Annotated in this window: 14 protein-coding genes and 1 pseudogene; 13 read left to right on the top strand and 2 right to left on the bottom strand. The window is 41.9% G+C overall.

The window, feature by feature from the left end; all coding sequences use genetic code 11:
• Nucleotides 1-13 precede the first annotated feature (13 nt).
• A complete protein-coding gene (locus H6G79_RS01645; RefSeq protein ID WP_242048161.1) occupies nucleotides 14-457 on the bottom strand; it encodes a hypothetical protein in 444 nt (147 codons plus the stop codon).
• Nucleotides 458-527: 70 nt separating this feature from the next.
• Between H6G79_RS01645 and H6G79_RS01640 the strand changes: the two genes are divergently transcribed.
• The 5 genes from H6G79_RS01640 to H6G79_RS01620 all read left to right on the top strand — a co-directional run bounded on the left by H6G79_RS01640 (nucleotide 528) and on the right by H6G79_RS01620 (nucleotide 9,576).
• Nucleotides 528-719 carry a hypothetical protein gene (locus tag H6G79_RS01640; RefSeq protein ID WP_190588096.1) on the top strand — a complete coding sequence of 64 codons (192 nt, stop codon included), beginning with the start codon at nucleotides 528-530 and terminating at the stop codon, nucleotides 717-719.
• Between the two features lie 142 nt (nucleotides 720-861).
• Entirely contained in the window at nucleotides 862-3,297 is a 2,436-nt protein-coding gene (gene pheT / locus H6G79_RS01635) for a phenylalanine--tRNA ligase subunit beta (RefSeq protein ID WP_190588095.1), read from the top strand.
• A gap of 478 nt (nucleotides 3,298-3,775) precedes the next feature.
• Nucleotides 3,776-4,045: a YciI family protein gene (locus H6G79_RS01630; RefSeq protein WP_190588094.1), complete on the top strand. Its 270-nt coding sequence runs from the start codon at nucleotides 3,776-3,778 to the stop codon at nucleotides 4,043-4,045.
• Between the two features lie 652 nt (nucleotides 4,046-4,697).
• Nucleotides 4,698-5,126 (top strand): hypothetical protein, encoded by a 429-nt coding sequence (locus H6G79_RS01625; protein ID WP_190588093.1) that lies wholly within the window; start codon nucleotides 4,698-4,700, stop codon nucleotides 5,124-5,126.
• Nucleotides 5,127-6,048: 922 nt separating this feature from the next.
• Complete coding sequence (locus H6G79_RS01620) at nucleotides 6,049-9,576, top strand: AAA-like domain-containing protein (RefSeq protein ID WP_190588092.1); 3,528 nt, start codon at nucleotides 6,049-6,051, stop codon at nucleotides 9,574-9,576.
• A gap of 213 nt (nucleotides 9,577-9,789) precedes the next feature.
• Here the strand turns inward: H6G79_RS01620 and H6G79_RS01615 are convergent, their stop codons facing one another.
• Entirely contained in the window at nucleotides 9,790-10,452 is a 663-nt protein-coding gene (locus H6G79_RS01615) for a phytochelatin synthase family protein (protein WP_190588091.1), read from the bottom strand.
• Nucleotides 10,453-10,827: 375 nt separating this feature from the next.
• On the opposite strand from H6G79_RS01615, the gene H6G79_RS01610 reads away from it, so the two are divergent.
• The 8 genes and pseudogenes from H6G79_RS01610 to H6G79_RS01575 all read left to right on the top strand — a co-directional run bounded on the left by H6G79_RS01610 (nucleotide 10,828) and on the right by H6G79_RS01575 (nucleotide 16,607).
• On the top strand, nucleotides 10,828-11,817 hold the full coding sequence (locus H6G79_RS01610) for a YegS/Rv2252/BmrU family lipid kinase (protein WP_190588090.1): 990 nt from the start codon (nucleotides 10,828-10,830) through the stop codon (nucleotides 11,815-11,817).
• A gap of 212 nt (nucleotides 11,818-12,029) precedes the next feature.
• A pseudogene (locus tag H6G79_RS01605) lies at nucleotides 12,030-12,347 on the top strand (metallophosphoesterase); the annotation flags it as partial.
• A 60-nt stretch (nucleotides 12,348-12,407) separates the two neighbouring features.
• Nucleotides 12,408-12,833 (top strand): hypothetical protein, encoded by a 426-nt coding sequence (locus tag H6G79_RS01600; protein ID WP_190588089.1) that lies wholly within the window; start codon nucleotides 12,408-12,410, stop codon nucleotides 12,831-12,833.
• Between the two features lies 1 nt (nucleotide 12,834).
• A complete protein-coding gene (locus H6G79_RS01595) occupies nucleotides 12,835-13,119 on the top strand; it encodes a hypothetical protein (protein ID WP_190588088.1) in 285 nt (94 codons plus the stop codon).
• Nucleotides 13,116-14,258 carry an RNA-guided endonuclease TnpB family protein gene (locus H6G79_RS01590; protein ID WP_190588087.1) on the top strand — a complete coding sequence of 381 codons (1,143 nt, stop codon included), beginning with the start codon at nucleotides 13,116-13,118 and terminating at the stop codon, nucleotides 14,256-14,258. The genes H6G79_RS01595 and H6G79_RS01590 overlap by 4 nt, the downstream gene beginning before the upstream one ends.
• A 60-nt stretch (nucleotides 14,259-14,318) precedes the next feature.
• The gene (locus H6G79_RS01585) at nucleotides 14,319-14,507 is read left to right on the top strand and encodes a DUF4089 domain-containing protein (protein WP_190588086.1); all 189 of its coding nucleotides are present in this window, start codon (nucleotides 14,319-14,321) and stop codon (nucleotides 14,505-14,507) included.
• Between the two features lie 99 nt (nucleotides 14,508-14,606).
• Nucleotides 14,607-15,230 carry a DUF4328 domain-containing protein gene (locus tag H6G79_RS01580; protein WP_190588085.1) on the top strand — a complete coding sequence of 208 codons (624 nt, stop codon included), beginning with the start codon at nucleotides 14,607-14,609 and terminating at the stop codon, nucleotides 15,228-15,230.
• A 3-nt stretch (nucleotides 15,231-15,233) separates the two neighbouring features.
• Nucleotides 15,234-16,607: an AtzE family amidohydrolase gene (locus tag H6G79_RS01575; RefSeq protein WP_190588084.1), complete on the top strand. Its 1,374-nt coding sequence runs from the start codon at nucleotides 15,234-15,236 to the stop codon at nucleotides 16,605-16,607.
• Nucleotides 16,608-16,779: the final 172 nt, after the last annotated feature.

Below are 16,779 nucleotides of genomic sequence, written 5' to 3'. Positions count from 1 at the left end.
ATTTGAATTATCGCTACTGAATGCTTAGTAGGGTAATTGCTTGCTCAATGTTGTGTTTTGCATGATATCGATTGAGTAACTTTTCCTGATACCACCTTTGCGGAGGATTCATATACTTACCCTCCAGCGAAGCCTTAATGAGTGCGGCTTGGTGGTCTGAGGGTTGTCCCATTTGGTCTAGGATAGTGCCGAGATGTTGCAACATTTCAAATGTAGGTAGCTTTAAGCCTTCGCTATCGTCCATTTGTTGTATCGCTAATAACGGAAATGCCATTAAAGCACTAATGTAATTGTCTTTGTATGCTCCACTGGCTAGAGGTCTGAGACCATATCGCCAGCATAAAGTTTTGAGTTGCTGAACTGTGAGAACTTCTAATTCTGTGCGAGTAAACAACATAAAATAGATATTGCCATTTTTACGAGTGGTATCAGTGGTTAACAAGTTTCTCAGGCTCATGTAACCACTGATTTCAACAGTCTAGTCAGACGTGTACGTCTGATTCAAGCTTAATTTACACTTCTCAACAATGCCGAACCCTAGAGGAACACCCGAAAACTTACAACCATCACAACCCAAGGGTGAAGAACCGATGACCACATCTATTAGTTTTAGATGTACTGAGTTGATGAAGGAAGCGGTGAAGGCACAAGACGACCCCGCACAATTTTGCAGAGACGCAATCCAGGAAAAATTAGATAAACAGAAACAATTAGAATGAAGAATGAGCATTAATCGAGCATCTCCACTGAGTTTAAAGTAATGCTCAAAGTATGCGCTCAAACACCGAAACTTATGCTTTTGAGCATTAGGTGAGCATTTTTAAGTAAAAATAGGCTGAAATTGTTGATTTTACGTCATTTATGCGAATCTCTTTAAACTGGCTGCGGGAACTAGTAGAAATTAAATTAAGCCCAGAAGAATTAGCTCATACCCTGACAATGGCTGGGTTTGAGGTAGAAGATATTGAAGACCGCCGCACTTGGGCAGATGGTGTGGTTTTGGGGAAAGTGCTGGAACGTCAACCCCACCCCAACGCTGATAAATTAAGTGTTTGTCAAGTAGATGTGGGTGCGGCTGAAACTTTAAATATTGTTTGCGGTGCAGCCAATGTCCGGGCTGATATTTATGTCCCAGTCGCCACCGTTGGCACTTATTTACCAAACATCGATTTAAAAATTAAACCTGCAAAACTGCGTGGTGTTCCATCTCACGGTATGATTTGTTCTTTAAAAGAACTGGGTTTGCCGAGTGATGTTGATGGGATTCACATTTTCACTGGGGAAAATCTCTCGGTGGGTAGTGATGTCCGGCCGTTGCTGGGTTTAGATGATGTGATTCTAGATGTGACTGCTACTGCTAACCGTGCTGATGCTTTAAGTATGGTAGGCATAGCGCGAGAAGTTGCTGCTTTAACTGGTGGTAAACTGAGTATTCCTGAACCTGGGGAAGTCAAAATCACTCAAAATCCAGGCAAGTTAGGTTTAAAAATTGCTGATACCCAAGCTTGCCCAGCTTACATTGGTACAGTCATTGAACAAGTAAAAATCGCCCCGTCACCGGACTGGTTGCAACAACGCTTGCGGGCTGCGGGTGTGCGTCCCATTAGTAATGTTGTTGATATTACTAACTATGTGTTGTTGGAATGGGGACAACCACTCCACGCCTTTGACCAAGACCGTTTACAAGCTGTTGCTGGTAATGGCAATTTAACTATTGGTGTACGTTTTGCCAATCAAGGAGAATCGCTGAAAACCTTGGATGGGCAAACTCGCAACCTCGCAACCCAAAATTTGTTAATCACCGCTAACGATAAACCTGTGGCTTTAGCGGGAGTGATGGGTGGAGAAGAAACGGAAGTTGATGAAGGTTCGCAAAATTTAGTTTTAGAAGCGGCTTTGTTTGACTCCGTGGCTATTCGCCGTTCCTCTCGTGGGGTGGGGTTACGCAGTGAAGCATCTGGGAGATACGAACGGGGTGTGAACCGAGCAGAATTGGAAGTCGCCTGTCGTCGTGCTTTAGCTTTAATTAATGAATTGGCTGGCGGTGTCATTGTACATCAAGAAGTTGTTGATACTCGTCCCGACCCTGCGACCTGGAGTCGTTCGATTTCTCTGCGTTTAGATAGAGTGAATGAAATACTAGGGCCTACTGATTTAGGCGAAGACACAGGGGAATTACAAGCAAGCGATGTTGTCAGGATTTTAACCGCCCTGGGATGTCAGCTGACACCAACAGATGAACGTAGTTGGAATGTGGCGGTTCCGCCTTATCGTTACCGTGACTTAGAACGGGAAATTGATTTAATTGAAGAAATTGCTCGGCTCTACGGCTATGATAATTTCTGCGACACCTTGCCGGAAAAAGCCCAAGCTGGCTATTTACCCATCGACCAGGAGTTGTTGCGGAAATTGCGGGCGACTTTACGGGCGGAAGGGTTGACGGAATTAGTGCAGTATTCCTTGGTTAAACCAGGGGAAGACCGCCAGATAGTTTTAAGTAACCCCTTGTTTACCGAATATTCGGCGTTACGTACTGATTTAATGGCTGGATTGATTGATGCTTTTCAATACAATTTAGAACAAGGTAACGGTTCTCTCAACGGTTTTGAAATTGGGCGAATTTTCCAACAAGAAGAAGACGGTCTGCACGAAGCTGATGCGATCGCTGGTATCTTAGGAGGAGACAGCAGCCTCGGCAAATGGTCAAAAGGTGGACGCGAACAGCCAATAACTTGGTTTGAAGCCAAAGGCATTCTCGAAAGCGTCTTTCAACAATTGGGTATCCAAGTAGAATATCAACCAGATTGTCGTGATGAGCGTTTACATCCCGGACGCACCGCTTCTTTGTGGATAGGTGGAAACCGCCTGGGTGTATTTGGTCAACTGCATCCCCAACTGCGGCGAGAAAAAGATTTACCCGATTCTGTATATCTATTTCAGTTAGATTTAGATGTGCTGTTGGATGCCTTAGATCAAGATGAGATTTTGATTCCCACATTCAAGTCTTATTCTACATACCCAGCCAGCGATCGCGACATCGCCTTTTTCGCCCCGGTGAAAATTTCCGTAGGAGAACTAGAAAAAGCGATTAACAAAGCTGGTAAAGGTTTACTGGAATCTGTGGAAATCTTCGATGAATATCGCGGCGAAAACGTCCCCCAAGGACAACGCAGTTTAGCGTTTCGTCTAGTATACCGGGCAAGCGATCGTACTCTCACCGATGCCGAAGTCGAACCTGTACACAACAAAGTTCGGGAAGCCTTGGTAGAAAAATTCGGCGTTAACCTCAGAAGCTAATAATTTAGTAGTGATGAGTCAAGTAAACAACAGAATTCATATCCCGCAAGGAACTAAAGTTCCTTGCTCATAGCAAAAGTCATCTAAAGATGACTAAAATATACCCAAAATTTTGTAGTCTACTTGAGTAGACTTGAGCTATTAGCCTTGAACTTGAGTTCGAGGCGGGTGACGAAGCCAAGCATTAAGCTTTCTAGCTTAAGTTGACACCAATAGTCATAAATTGACTCATCACTCATTTAGGTCATTCGTCCTTTATCAATACAAATGACCAATGACCAATGACAACCTTGACAAGTATTTGGGTTTTGGCGAGGGTTCAGGGGTATAAGGGTGTACTGATTCAAAATCATTACACCCCAAACCCTTTCACCCTTTCACCCAATCTCTACAGATAATCTTTGTGCGTAAGTCCTGTAATTTTGACCCGTTTTAGCTTAATATTCATTGTGAAATTTGGATTTTTAATTGATTAACTATGCCCAAATATGTACTCTGGGGAACTTACTGCGACGACGTTTTAGAAAAACGCGCTCCTTACCGTCAAGCACATTTAGATGGTTTAGCCAAGCAAAAAGAATCTGGTGTGTTAATTACCATCGGCCCCACCAAAGATATCACCAAGGTTTTTGGCATTTATGAAGCTGAAGACGAAGCCACTGTCCGCCAATTAATTGAAAATGACCCTTATTGGCAAAACGGTATTTGGACGGAATACTCTATCACAGAATGGATTCAAGCTATATAACTAGGTCGTTGACAAATAAATTGAACTATTCAAGGGAACAGGAAAAAGAGAGTAGCGGAATGACACGGCTAAGATAATGCAACAGAGTTTGGATAAAATTAACCGCAGATAAACGCAGATGGACGCGGATAGAATTTTGGTTATTGCCCAAATTTAGCTGTGTCAGTCCACTAACTTTTTTCCAAATCAAATATGAGTCCTAGATGTTTGTCCAATTTGTTTACTCAACAAGACTCCTAACTCCCTTGTCCACCTTGTCTCCCTTGTCCCTAAATCATGGGATATTTTTTAATTAGAAATCCCGGAAATTTAGTCAGAAAATTTGCCATACATATTTATTTCTTGCTGTCAATGTGGCAGTTTATTTATTGTCCACTACCGCCAGACAACCGATTTTTCCCCAAGTAAAACAGTTGTGAAAACCGAACTGTGTAAACCAAAATCGCGCCTGCATGACACTATTTGGCTGCCTGATTTGAAAGTTGCAATTCCTAACTTTTAGTAGATGTCATGATATTTGTGTGTATGTGATTATCAATAATGTCTTGAACAAAGATAATATGGCTGTTGTCTAGAATAAAAAAGGGTTAGCGATCGCACTTAATATTTTAGTTGTTCGCCAATCGTTTGATTTTTTAAGAGGGTACTACCCATGCAAAACATCCTAAAACGTGCATTCTTACCTAGTTTGATGGCGGTTAGTTTAACCAGTGTGAGTTTAATTCCCACTCAATCTGCTAGTGCTGATGATAGAGTCTTAAATAATGCTGCAATTGGTGCTGGTGCAAGTGCCGTAACCGGAGCCTTAACAGGTTGTGGTTCTTTCTTAAATAATGCCTTGACAGGTGCTGCGGCTGGTGCAGCTGTTAATGGTGCCAACGGTCTGAGAACCAGAAGTGACAGAAGAGTTAACGGACGTAACATCGTTCGAGATGTTGGTGTAGGCGCAGGCGCTGGTGTAGTAGCTGGTGCCGTTACTGGTGGTTGTCGAAATACGTTGAAAAATGGTCTTAATGGTGCAGCAGCTGGTGCAGCTGTGCATTTGCTAGACCGCAGACCTGCTAAGGTCAGAAGAAGATAATTTATGATGGATAATTCGTAATTTCATCATTCAACACGGATTATCCATTATGGATTATGCCCATGTCAGTTGCAAAAATAAATAGTTGATTGGTAGGGGTGCAGTTGTTAGCACCCCTAATTTATTCTCAAGTGCTTTCTATTTTTTGTTATGTGGCAACATGATTCATACCAATTCACGAAATTACTGATACAAATTACTTCCTTTGTATCTATGCTTCTGTTCGCCGAGCGTTCGCGCAGCGTCTCCGTCAGGAGAAGTCGAGGTGCTGCTTGCATATCTGTATCATTTTTAAAGTGAAATAGTATCACTTAGGGCGAGAATATTATTTTATTAACGAACAAATCCAAAAACAGAAAGCGCAAAGAGAGGAGAGAAATACTTAACTGAATCGCATTACAGCAAATTTGATGTTTATGAGGCAATACAGTTCAGTTAAGGCAAAAACTTAGACTGGTGGAGTAACGGAAGCCAAAATTCACGCATACTTTGTTGGGTTACGCTATCGCTACACCCAACCTACTATTCTCTTCAGTTTTTTTTACGCCTTTACACTTACTCATTACTCATTACTCACTACTTATTACTCATGGTGTACCTCACTTACTTCAACGGTGCTGTAAGTTATGTATGATTAATATTTGATTTGGGAAAAATATCCTGTCTTTGAGTTTATTTTTAGTAACAGTATTTCAGGACAGTTAAGACATTTAAGAACATCAATTAAAAGCATATTAGACAGTTAAGACATTTAAGACAGTTAAGGGAATTAAAGAATATTAAAATTGTAAATATAACTCAATTCTGCACAAAAAAATACCAAATTATAGTAATATATATTCAATCAAAGAATTATTATTACAGATATTAATTTAATTATTAAAGTCAATCTCGGTCTTCGGGTGAAGATGCTTGCTGTAATATGAAATACCAAGTTGGTGGTAGTCTCCCTAGTGATGATCCAAGCTATGTGATTCGGAAAGCAGATGAACAGCTTTATAGCAGCTTAAAAGCTGGTAACTTCTGTTATGTGTTAAATTCCCGCCAAATGGGAAAATCATCTTTATTACATCGTACAAGTTATCATCTTACACAAGAAGGTTACAGTTGTGTTTACTTGGATGTAACGCGCTTGGGCAGTGAAGATACAACAGCAGCACAATGGTATAAAGGAATTGTTCTAAGTCTTTTTTATAACTTAAATTACCAAGATAGATTGAATTTTAAAACTTGGTGGGAAACACAAAGTGGTCTTTCACCAGTTAAAAAGCTGCATCAATTCATCGAGGAAGTATTACTATCTACTCCAGAAAATCAATCGATTTTGATTTTTATTGATGAAATTGATAGTTTATTAAGTTTAAGTTTTTCAGTAAATGATTTTTTTGCTTGGATTCGTCATTGTTATAATCAACGATCGCACGATCGCAAATATCAACGTTTAGGTTTTGCGTTGTTTGGGGTGGCTAGTCCGGCGGACTTAATTACCGATAAGCGTCGGACACCGTTTAATATCGGGCAAGCCATTGAATTAGATGGTTTTACCTTCAAAGAAGCTACACCGTTATTGCCAGGATTAGAAGGTGTAGTTAGTCAACCGTTAATGGTTTTACAAAAAATTCTGGAATGGACGAGTGGACAACCGTTTTTAACTCAAAAACTCTGTCAGTTAGTGGTGCAAATTGCCTCGGAAACTGCCAATGGCAAAATTGACTTACCTCAAGGTACAGAAGGGTATTGGGTAGAACAACTCGTTCAAAAGCAGATTATTCAACATTGGGAATCAAAAGACGAACCAGAACATCTTCGCACAATCCGCGATCGCCTGTTGTTTGATGAACAAAAAGCGGCACGGTTGTTAGGTCTTTATCAACAAGTATTGCAAGCCGAAGAACTAGTTAACTCTCCAGTAGCGTTGAATGATAGCCGCGAACAAACAGAATTATTACTATCTGGTTTAGTCAAACGACAAGATGGCCATCTCAAAATTAAAAACCCGATTTATCACGCTGTGTTTAATCAGCAATGGGTAACGCGACAGTTAGATAATTTGCGGCCTTACTCGCAAATTTTTAATGCTTGGGTGCTATCGGGTTATCAAGATGAGTCGCGGTTATTGCGGGGACAAGCACTCAAAGACGCTCAAAATTGGGCGCAAGGCAAAAGTTTGAGCGATTTGGACTATCAATTTTTTGTAGCCAGTCAAGAATGTGAACGGCGTGAGGTACAAACCGCCTTAGAAGCGGCACGGGTGAAGGAAATAGAAGCAAGGTTGGTGCAGGAAAAGAAAACAGCTTTATTACAGAGATACTTACTAATTGCAGTCTGTATTGGTTTATTTGTCTCTACTAGCTTGGGTATAGGCACTTTTATTTTGTACCGTCAGGCTAAACAAAGTGAAATGCAAGCCAAAAATAGCGAACTGCAAGCTTTAATCTCGGCTTCCGAGGGAATGTTTGCCTCAAATCGCCGCTTGGATGCACTGATAGCAGCCATCAAAGCCAAACAAAAATTAGGTAAACTCAGTTCCAACAACCCCAAAATTGGGCAACAAGTTGACGCTGTATTAGAACAAGCGGTGTATGGTGCGGATGAATACAATCGTTTTTGGGGTCATACAGCAGCAGTTTTAGCCGTCGATGTCAGTCCTAATAGTTCTTTCATCGCCTCAGCCAGCGTCGATAAAACCGTTAAACTTTGGCGGCGTGATGGTCAAGCAGTCGCCACCCTCACAGGACACACAGCCACAGTGAGATGCGTCAAATTTAGTCCTGATGGTCAGATACTGGCCTCGGCGAGTGAAGATGGTACTGTCAAACTGTGGACAACAGCAGGCATTTTATTAAAAACACTCAAAGGTCATAATGCTTCCATTTGGGGAGTCGCCTTTAGTCCCGATGGTCAGATTATTGCTTCTGCTAGTTTTGACAGAACCATGAAACTCTGGAAGCGAGATGGTACCTTACTCAAAACTTTTTCTGGTGAACGAGTCGGGTTTTGGGGAGTCGCCTTTAGTCCCGATGGTCAACTTGTAGCAGCCAGCAGCATAGATGGGATCGTCAAAATTTGGAAACGAGAAGGTGCAGACTGGCAAAACGCCAAACTGTTGCAAACTCTCAAAGGTCATAGTACTTGGGTAATTGCTGTAGCTTTCAGTCCTGACAGTCAAATGATTGCTTCTGCTAGTGAAGATAAAACAGTCAAACTGTGGCGACGCAACCGTGAAGATCATACCTATCGTTTGGATAAAACGCTGCAAGGTCATAGTGCAGGTGTTTGGGGAGTAGCATTTAGTCCTGATGGTCAGACTATTGCTTCTGCTAGTCTCGACAAAACAATGAAACTTTGGAGTATTGATGGTACAGAACTCCGCACCCTTAAAGGTCACATCGCTTCTGTTTGGGGAGTAAGTTTTAGTCCTGATGGTAGTTTTATTGCTTCGGCGGGTGCAGAAAATGTTGTCAGACTTTGGCAGAGTGAAAACCCTTTTCAAAAGTCAGTCATTGCCCATAAATCGGGAATTTGGTCATTAAATATCACTTCAGATAGTACTATCATTGGGACGACTGGTCACGAAAACACCGCTAAACTGTGGAGTCGCCAAGGTAAATTGCTGCAAACTTTTACCGAGTCTAGAGGGGCAATTTTTGATATTTCCTTTAGTCATGATGGTAAGTTAATTGCCCTGCGTACCTATAACGATAAAATCAAACTCCAACAACAAGACGGCAAGTTAATTGCCACTTATCAAGACCCTCTCGGTAAACTTTTATCAGCTATGTTGAGTCCCGACGGTCAAGCGATCGCTATGTCAAATGTTGATAAAATAGCCCAAATATGGCATCGTAATCAGCCTCAACCGCAGATTCTCAAAGGACATCAAGCAGAAGTTTGGCAAGTCGCCTTTAGTCCCGACGGTAAAATGGTGGTGTCTGTTAGTGGTGATGGTACTGCTAAATTATGGACATTAGATGGCAAATTACGCACAACCTTAGTCGGACATACAGCCTCAGTTTGGCACGCTGCTTTTAGTCCCGACGGTAAAATGGTGGCAACTGGTAGTGGTGATAATACTGTGAAATTGTGGACAATTGACGGTAAGTTACTGCAAACATTCACAGGTCACACAGCAGCAATTTGGGGAGTTGCCTTTACTCCTGATAGCAAAATTTTAGCGTCGGGGAGTATTGATGCCACAATTAAACTTTGGCAATTGGATGGTACAGAAATCACAACTTTGAGAGGACATACCGCAGGTATTCGCAAAATCGCCATCAGCCGCGATGGCAGTTTTTTAGCTTCTGGTGGTGATGATAATACGCTAATTTTATGGAATTTACCGCGCATTCTCCAATTAAATGCCTTAAGTTATGGTTGCTCGCTGGTGCAGGATTATTTGCAAACTAACACAAAATTAGAATCGAGCGATCGCTCTTTGTGTCAAAGTTAGGGAGTTGGAATCTGTAACCTGTCACCTGCTATGGATAGAAAATAACTCCTTCACAAGACAAATGAAGGAGTTAAAGTGCTGTTTCGGTGATACTTTCAGGAGACTTGACTAACAAAACTTATACCAATTTGAAAAAAGAATGCGACAAATGGATGACTCAAAAGCTTACCGATCAACCCTTACCCAATCCAAAATCTAAAATCCAAAATGGTATTAGCTATTTTCTGCATGGAGGGCATTTAAAGCTAGTTCTGCTGGATGAAGTGCGCCGTTACCTGTTTTAGCTGGTTCTAATCTGCGGAGTACAATCATTCCACGAGAGCGATTTGACGAGGAATCTTTATCTACGCAAGCAGTGTACATCCGTTGAATTGGACATTTCCAAAACCTTGTATATCGCTTGGGATTGGTATCTGCAATGGTGACTTCTTGAGTTTGGGGGTCATAATCTGCTAGTAAAGAGAAGTGACCACCTTCTAAACTGGGATTTTCATGAGCAATCCGAGTATTAAAGTTGAGAATATGGACATCATTTTCATTACAAACAGCAGTTTCAACTTCGCGGATGAATGCTTCGAGTGTCAAACTCGGCTTATCAAAATGATCCATCTGAATTGATAAAGGTAATCCTTTTCTTTCTATATAGATTTTGCAGGTGTCGTAAGTTTCGGCTAAAGTCATGCCATCATCTAAAACTGAGGCGATAGGCAGTTGGGTGGCGTAGAAAATTTCATCGACAGTTGTTAAATATCCTAATGCCGTCAAAGCGTATGCGATCGCAGTTACATTACAACAATAAATAGGTTGTTGAAATTGATGCAGTTGAATTATCTCTAAGTCTCTTTTAGAAATTTGACCTATGTTATCGATATCCATTTTTCGGACTCCTTATAAATATATTTATGGAAAATTTTATTTTTAATTTATATTTAATTTAGGGTTTTTATGCTTGATAATTTTAGTTTTTACGTTGATATATTCTCTATGTATTTGCGAAAACATTCAAGGAAATTTAAGACATTTAAGAAATTAAATTGAGACAGTTAAGACATTTAAGAAAAATTAGGTGTGACTAATGTATCAGCTAGTTCAGCAAAATACTGAATAATGGCATTATTAAGTGGTCAGATACCCGACTTCTTCAAGAAGTCGGGTATCTCGTCAACCTGTCGTCAGAGAGAAGTCAAGATTATCTGGGAATGATAGGAATATTTTGGTATGTTAGCGATCGCTGCTTAAAATTTAACTTTTATGAATCGTTCCGCCTGCCTCATTTTCAATCCAGTAGCGGGTCAAGGCAACCCAGAACAAGAACTGATTGAGATTCGCGCATTATTAGAACCAACTATTGATTTAGATATTCATTTCACAACTGAAGAAGTCAACGCTGATCAATTGGCTTATAACGCAGTTCAGCGCGGAGTGGATGAAATTATCGCCTCTGGTGGTGATGGTACACTTTCAGCAGCAGCAGCCGCAGTCATTAATACGAATATTCCCTTTGGCATTATTTCACGGGGAACCGCCAACGCCTTTGCCAATGCTTTAGGTATTCCCGACACCATTGATGCAGCTTGTCAAACAATTTTACAAGGGGCAACTCGCAATGTAGATGTAGCTTATTGCAACGATCGCCCATTAATCTTACTCGCTGGTGTGGGCTTTGAGGCGGAAACGGTAGAAAAAGCTAACAGAGAAGCAAAAAACCGCTTTGGAATTATTGCTTACATCTTGGCGGGACTCCAACAATTACGGGAATTACAGAGTTTTGATGTCGAAATTGAAACCGACGAGAAAATCATTAAAACCACAGCCGCCGCCGTAACAGTAGCTAACGCTGCGCCGCCGACATCAGTTTTGGCACAAGGGCCTGGTGGAATTATTTATGATGATGGATTACTCGATGTCACAATTGTAGCTCCCGTCAATAAAGCCGGGGCGATCGCTGCGACATATCATTTATTTCAAAGTGCTTCTTCGGGGAATGCAGTTGAACGAGATGATATTGGCTATCTCCGCGCCAAACAATTTAAAATCACCACAGAACCACCACAAAAAGTTGTCATAGATGGGGAGATAGTTGGTACAACACCAATAGAAGTCAAATGTGTTCCAGCAGGTTTGCGGGTGTTTGTCCCCGCAGTAGAAGTAGTGGAACCTGCAGAAAAACTTGAGGGACTGCCAAATCTAGTCATTGAGTTGAAAAATCCCCCACCCAGCGAAGAAGAAACGGGAAGTTAAACCTGGATTTCTCACAAGAGAGAAATCCAGGGGTGTGGGAAGGGTGGGAGGTGTGGGAGGTGTGGGAGGATGGTGAAGAAATCTTTCCCCCCACACTCCCCACACTCCCCACTCTCTACACTCCCCACTCCCCACACTCCCCAAATTCGACACCCTTACACCCAATCTCAACGAATATCCTTTGTACGTCAGTCTTGTAGGAGTAAAATGTTTTGAAGCTTGTTTCTGATCCAGCGATCGCCAAAAAAATTCAGAAGATGAACCAGCGTGTTCGCTGGCAAGATGCGTTAATTCAACGGCGCGGTATTGACCAAACTCAGTTAATGCTAGAAGATGGTCAAGCTGATAATCCTGAATTTTCGTTTTTGGTAGTCGGAGATAGCGGTTCAGGGAGACACGGTGGACAAAACCCCCAAAGGCGAGTAGCGGAACTCACATTACCTCATCTTGATGACTGTCGCTTTATGCTGCATACGGGGGATGTGATTTATTTAGTGGGTTCCAGTGAATATTATCAGCAAAACTTTATTGATCGCGCGTAAAACCCTATCCCCTTGTGGGTGGGGATGTAAGCGCGGCTAATTAAGGGGGTGACGCTCGTTCCTCGCTACCGCTTCGCTAACGATACCCCCTTAATTAGCAATATGCTTCTGGGTAGACGCATCACCTCGCTGTTTTTGAGTTTCGATGTACCGCTTCACTGCGCTCCTGTTGCTTTTTGTGCCGGAACTGCGGGAGTAGGTTGTGTGTTAATCGGAGTTGCTGTCGTGGGTGGAATTAGTTATTACATCTGGCAGCATTCAGATGGAAGGAGAGTTGCGGCAGATGCACGAGGTAACATATTTAACTCAGACTATTTAGGAGATCCAGAGGAGCAACCAGAAGAAATAGTAATTGCGTTGAATGCGAAAAGTTGGCAAGCGGCACAAAGAGAATGTGCTTGGCATCTCTATGGACAAAAGTTCAAAGTCTTTCAAAAGAAAGGTCGTTGGTATTGTACAAACAAGGTGGACTAAAATGAACCAGTTTCTAAAAGATTTTTACGCGGAAAACAAACCTAGAACTCTTTGTATTTTGCAAGCTTTACCAGGATTTTCTGATGAAAATATTTTGCCAACTATGCCGATGATGAACTCGCCAGAGCATAGTTTGAAATTCCTTAAGGAGCATCATCAAAAAACTCGTTCATTAAATTCAGAAATTGCTGATTGGGAGTTGGTTGATACCGAAATTTATCAACAAGAAAACTCTCTTTACGAAGCTGTAATTATCGCTTACTACAAGCCAGTAGAATCTGCATGAAACGCACTGTTAGCATCCCAGTTGATTTACCGTCAGAAAGGTTTTTACCTTTAATGAATCAGTGTGCAGAAATATTTAATGCACATATTGACTATGCTCTTGCTAACAGTACCTATAACAAAAATAAGGCACACAAGGAACTGTATCACCTGTTAAGGGTTCAGTTTCCAAGTGTGCCTTCTGCGTTGTTACAAACAGTTCGAGACAGCGCACTTGAGGCAATCAAAGCCACAAAATTTAAAAGCATTCCCAAGAAAAAACCAACATCAGGGCTAAGGTACGATAAGCGCACAATGACACTAAGAGGGAAGCAATTAACTCTTAGTTGTATTGGCAAGCGAGTCGCTTTAATTCTTGATGTTCCTAAATATTTTCAAGAAGTGTTTGAAACTTGGGATTTTTGTGGAGCAACTGTCACTTACACCAAGAACACTAAGCAATTCTGGGTGAGATTGGTTTTTGAGATAGAAGATCCGCAACATATAGAAGGACAAATTCAAGGAATTGACCGAGGTTTGTATCACCAAGCTGTTACCAGCGATGGTCAATTCTTCAGTTCTTCTAAGATTAGAAAAGTACAAAGACGTTACTTATACAATCGTCGTCAACTCCAGCAAAAAGGCACTCGTAGTGCCAAACGTCGTTTAAAAGCGATGTCTGGACGTGAGAAGCGGTTCATGCGGGATACGAATCATTGTGTGAGTAAAAAGTTAGCCAATCAACCAGGAATAGCGGTTTTTGTACTAGAGGACTTGTCCAGTATTCGCACACAGCGACGGGGCAAGAAAATGAATAAATGGTTGGGCAGTTGGACTTTTTACCAACAAGAACAATTTCTGACTTACAAAGCAGAAGCATTGGGTAAACGAGTAGTTCACCAAGATCCTCGTTACACATCTCAGAAGTGCAATATTTGTAAGCACATTCGCAGGACAAACCGCCACAAGTCCAAATTCCATTGCAAAAACTGTGGGCATCGGACACACGCGGATCTGAATGCTGCTAAGAATGTCAGGGATGACTATATTCTCTCCTCTACCCAAGGGACAGAGGAGCAGGCATCAGTCAATATGCCGGATGTTTCGACCGATTCTTTCGGTCAGTTACAAGCCCCATCCCCTTGTGGGTGGGGCGTTTGACGGGTTACGCAAATATGATAAATCAAAAGTAAAAAAGATTTCGGAGCAGTAATAGAAAATATGCAAAATCAAGAATTAGATGTCAATAAGTATGTTGAGCAAGCTGCTTTGTTATTAGATTTGCCAATCAAGGATGAATATTATGAGGGGGTGGTAGCAAATTTTGCCAGAGTTCAAGCGATCGCTCAACTAGTCAATTCATTTCCTCTACCCCCAGAAATTGAAGCTGCACCAGTATTTGAACCATAGTGAATCATCCTCTCTTTGATGTCTCACGTAAATGCACTGAGTTTTGCTAATAACTAGCAAGACTAAGATATTAGCCGATAATGCCATTGGAAAAAGGCTATGACAAATTTCAATGCTGCTAGTTCTTTGAAATCTGCGGCTATCGGCAAATTTTTGGTGCGGGTGCTGTGGGTAGTGGTGGGAGTTGGGATTGTTTCGACGTTGTTCTCGTTGTTAGCTGTCATCGCGCAGCCAGTTTATCAAGTAGTGGCGAGTTTAGATGGAGTAGTATCAATAGTTGCGTTGCTGACGAGTATCGCTTCAATTATTATTTTTTTGATTTGGCTACATCGTATCCATACAGATTTAAAAAATCTCTTTCAAGAATATCCGATTAGCCCAGGGGGTGCGATCGCTAGATTTCTAATTCCTATCTACAGTCTTTGGGGTATAAATAACACTTTATCCACCTTTGCGGACAAATTTAAACCAGAAGGTGGCGATTTAACCAGTGCTGGTGAACAAGTGCGATCGTTAATAGCGCCCCTTTATGGTTTTATGATAGGCTCAAGGGCAGTCAATCGCATTGTTTTTGACGCTTATAAACATCCTGAAGATAAATTTCTGCCTGTGTGGCTGTTGTTATCTTGCTTCTTAGATTTAGGTTTTACCGTTGTTTTATTGCAACTCATCAAAACTATGCGAACTGCTGTGACTCAAAAAGCTAAACGCACTGTTGCCTAACTGATGAATTTAGATTTTGCTGATGCCCTATCAATAGCGGCGGCTGTATGCAGTGGTCAAGTGAGTGCAGTTGCAGTTACTCAAGCTGCACTCACAAAAATTGCCACTATAGACCACAAAATTAACAGTTTTACCACTGTCACCACAGAAACAGCCTTAGCAGATGCAGCCAAAATTGATCAAGAAATCGCCCAAGGTAATCATCCAGGTTTACTAGCTGGTGTACCTTTTGCTGTGAAAAATCTGTTTGATATTGCTGGTATCACAACTTTAGCTGGTGCAGAAATTAACGCCGAAAATCCCCCAGCTACCCAAGATGCAACCGCAGTCGCCAAGTTGAAACAAGCTGGTGCTGTGCTGGTTGGTGCTTTAAATATGGATGAGTACGCCTATGGATTTGTTACGGAAAACTTTCATTATGGCGCTACTCATAACCCTCATGATTTACAACGCATTGCAGGTGGTTCTTCTGGTGGTTCGGCGGCGGCGGTGGCGGCTGGCTTAGTTCCCTTCACCCTCGGTTCTGATACTAATGGTTCTATTCGTGTACCTGCGGCTTTATGTGGGGTGTTTGGTTTTAAGCCAACTTACGGACGGTTATCACGGGCTGGTGTAGCTTTATTTTCGAGTAGTTTTGACCATATTGGCAGTTTTGCCCGTTCGGTAAGGGATACGGCGGCGATTTTTGATGTGTTGCAAGGAAAAGATGAACGTGATCCGATTTCTAGTCAACGTCCGCCAGAGTTATGTTTACCCCAACTCCATCAAGATATTTCTCATCTGCGAATTGCCTTAGCCGATGATTATTTTATTCAAGGTGCCACCCCAGAAGCATTAGCCGCAGTTCACAAAGTTGCAGAGGCTTTGGGAGTAACTCAATCTGTCACCATACCCGAAGCTAAACGCGCCCGTGCAGCAGCTTTTGTGATTACCGCCAGTGAAGGCGCAAATCTGCATTTAGATCAATTGCGATCGCGCCCCCAAGATTTTGACCCTGCAACCCGCGATCGCTTTTTGGCTGGGGCTTTAATTCCTAGTAGTTGGTACATACAAGCCCAACGATTTCGCCGTTGGTATAGAGATCAAGTCCGCGCCGTCTTTCAAAATGTCGATATTATTCTCGCCCCCACCACACCAATTTCCGCACCATTTATCGGTCAGCAAACCATGATTTTAAATGGTGAGGAAATTTTAGTGCGCCCACATTTAGGATTATTTACCCAACCCTTATCTTTTATTGGCTTACCTGTTTTATCAGTGCCAATTCACCATCCTAATGCTTTACCTTTAGGTGTGCAGATGATCGCCGCCCCCTACAATGAAGCATTAATCTTGCAAGTCGCCGCCGCCTTACCCGAATTTCTCACGCATGGGTAGGGAGTGTGGGGAGTGTGGGGAGTTTGGGGAGTGTGGGGAGTGTGGGAGGGATGGAAGGGGTAATTTCTGCACCAATAAGTCAAATGAGTATTAAGTAAATTTCTCACTCATTACTCATTACTCATTACTTTTTTCAATCAGTCGCTGTACCTTATAAACATCGAATCTACTG

It is taken from the genome of Anabaena sp. FACHB-83 (assembly GCF_014697485.1).
GTDB lineage: Bacteria > Cyanobacteriota > Cyanobacteriia > Cyanobacteriales > Nostocaceae > Nostoc_B.
Note: the sequence above shows the minus strand (reverse complement) of the source record. Positions and strands in the feature narration are given on the sequence as shown.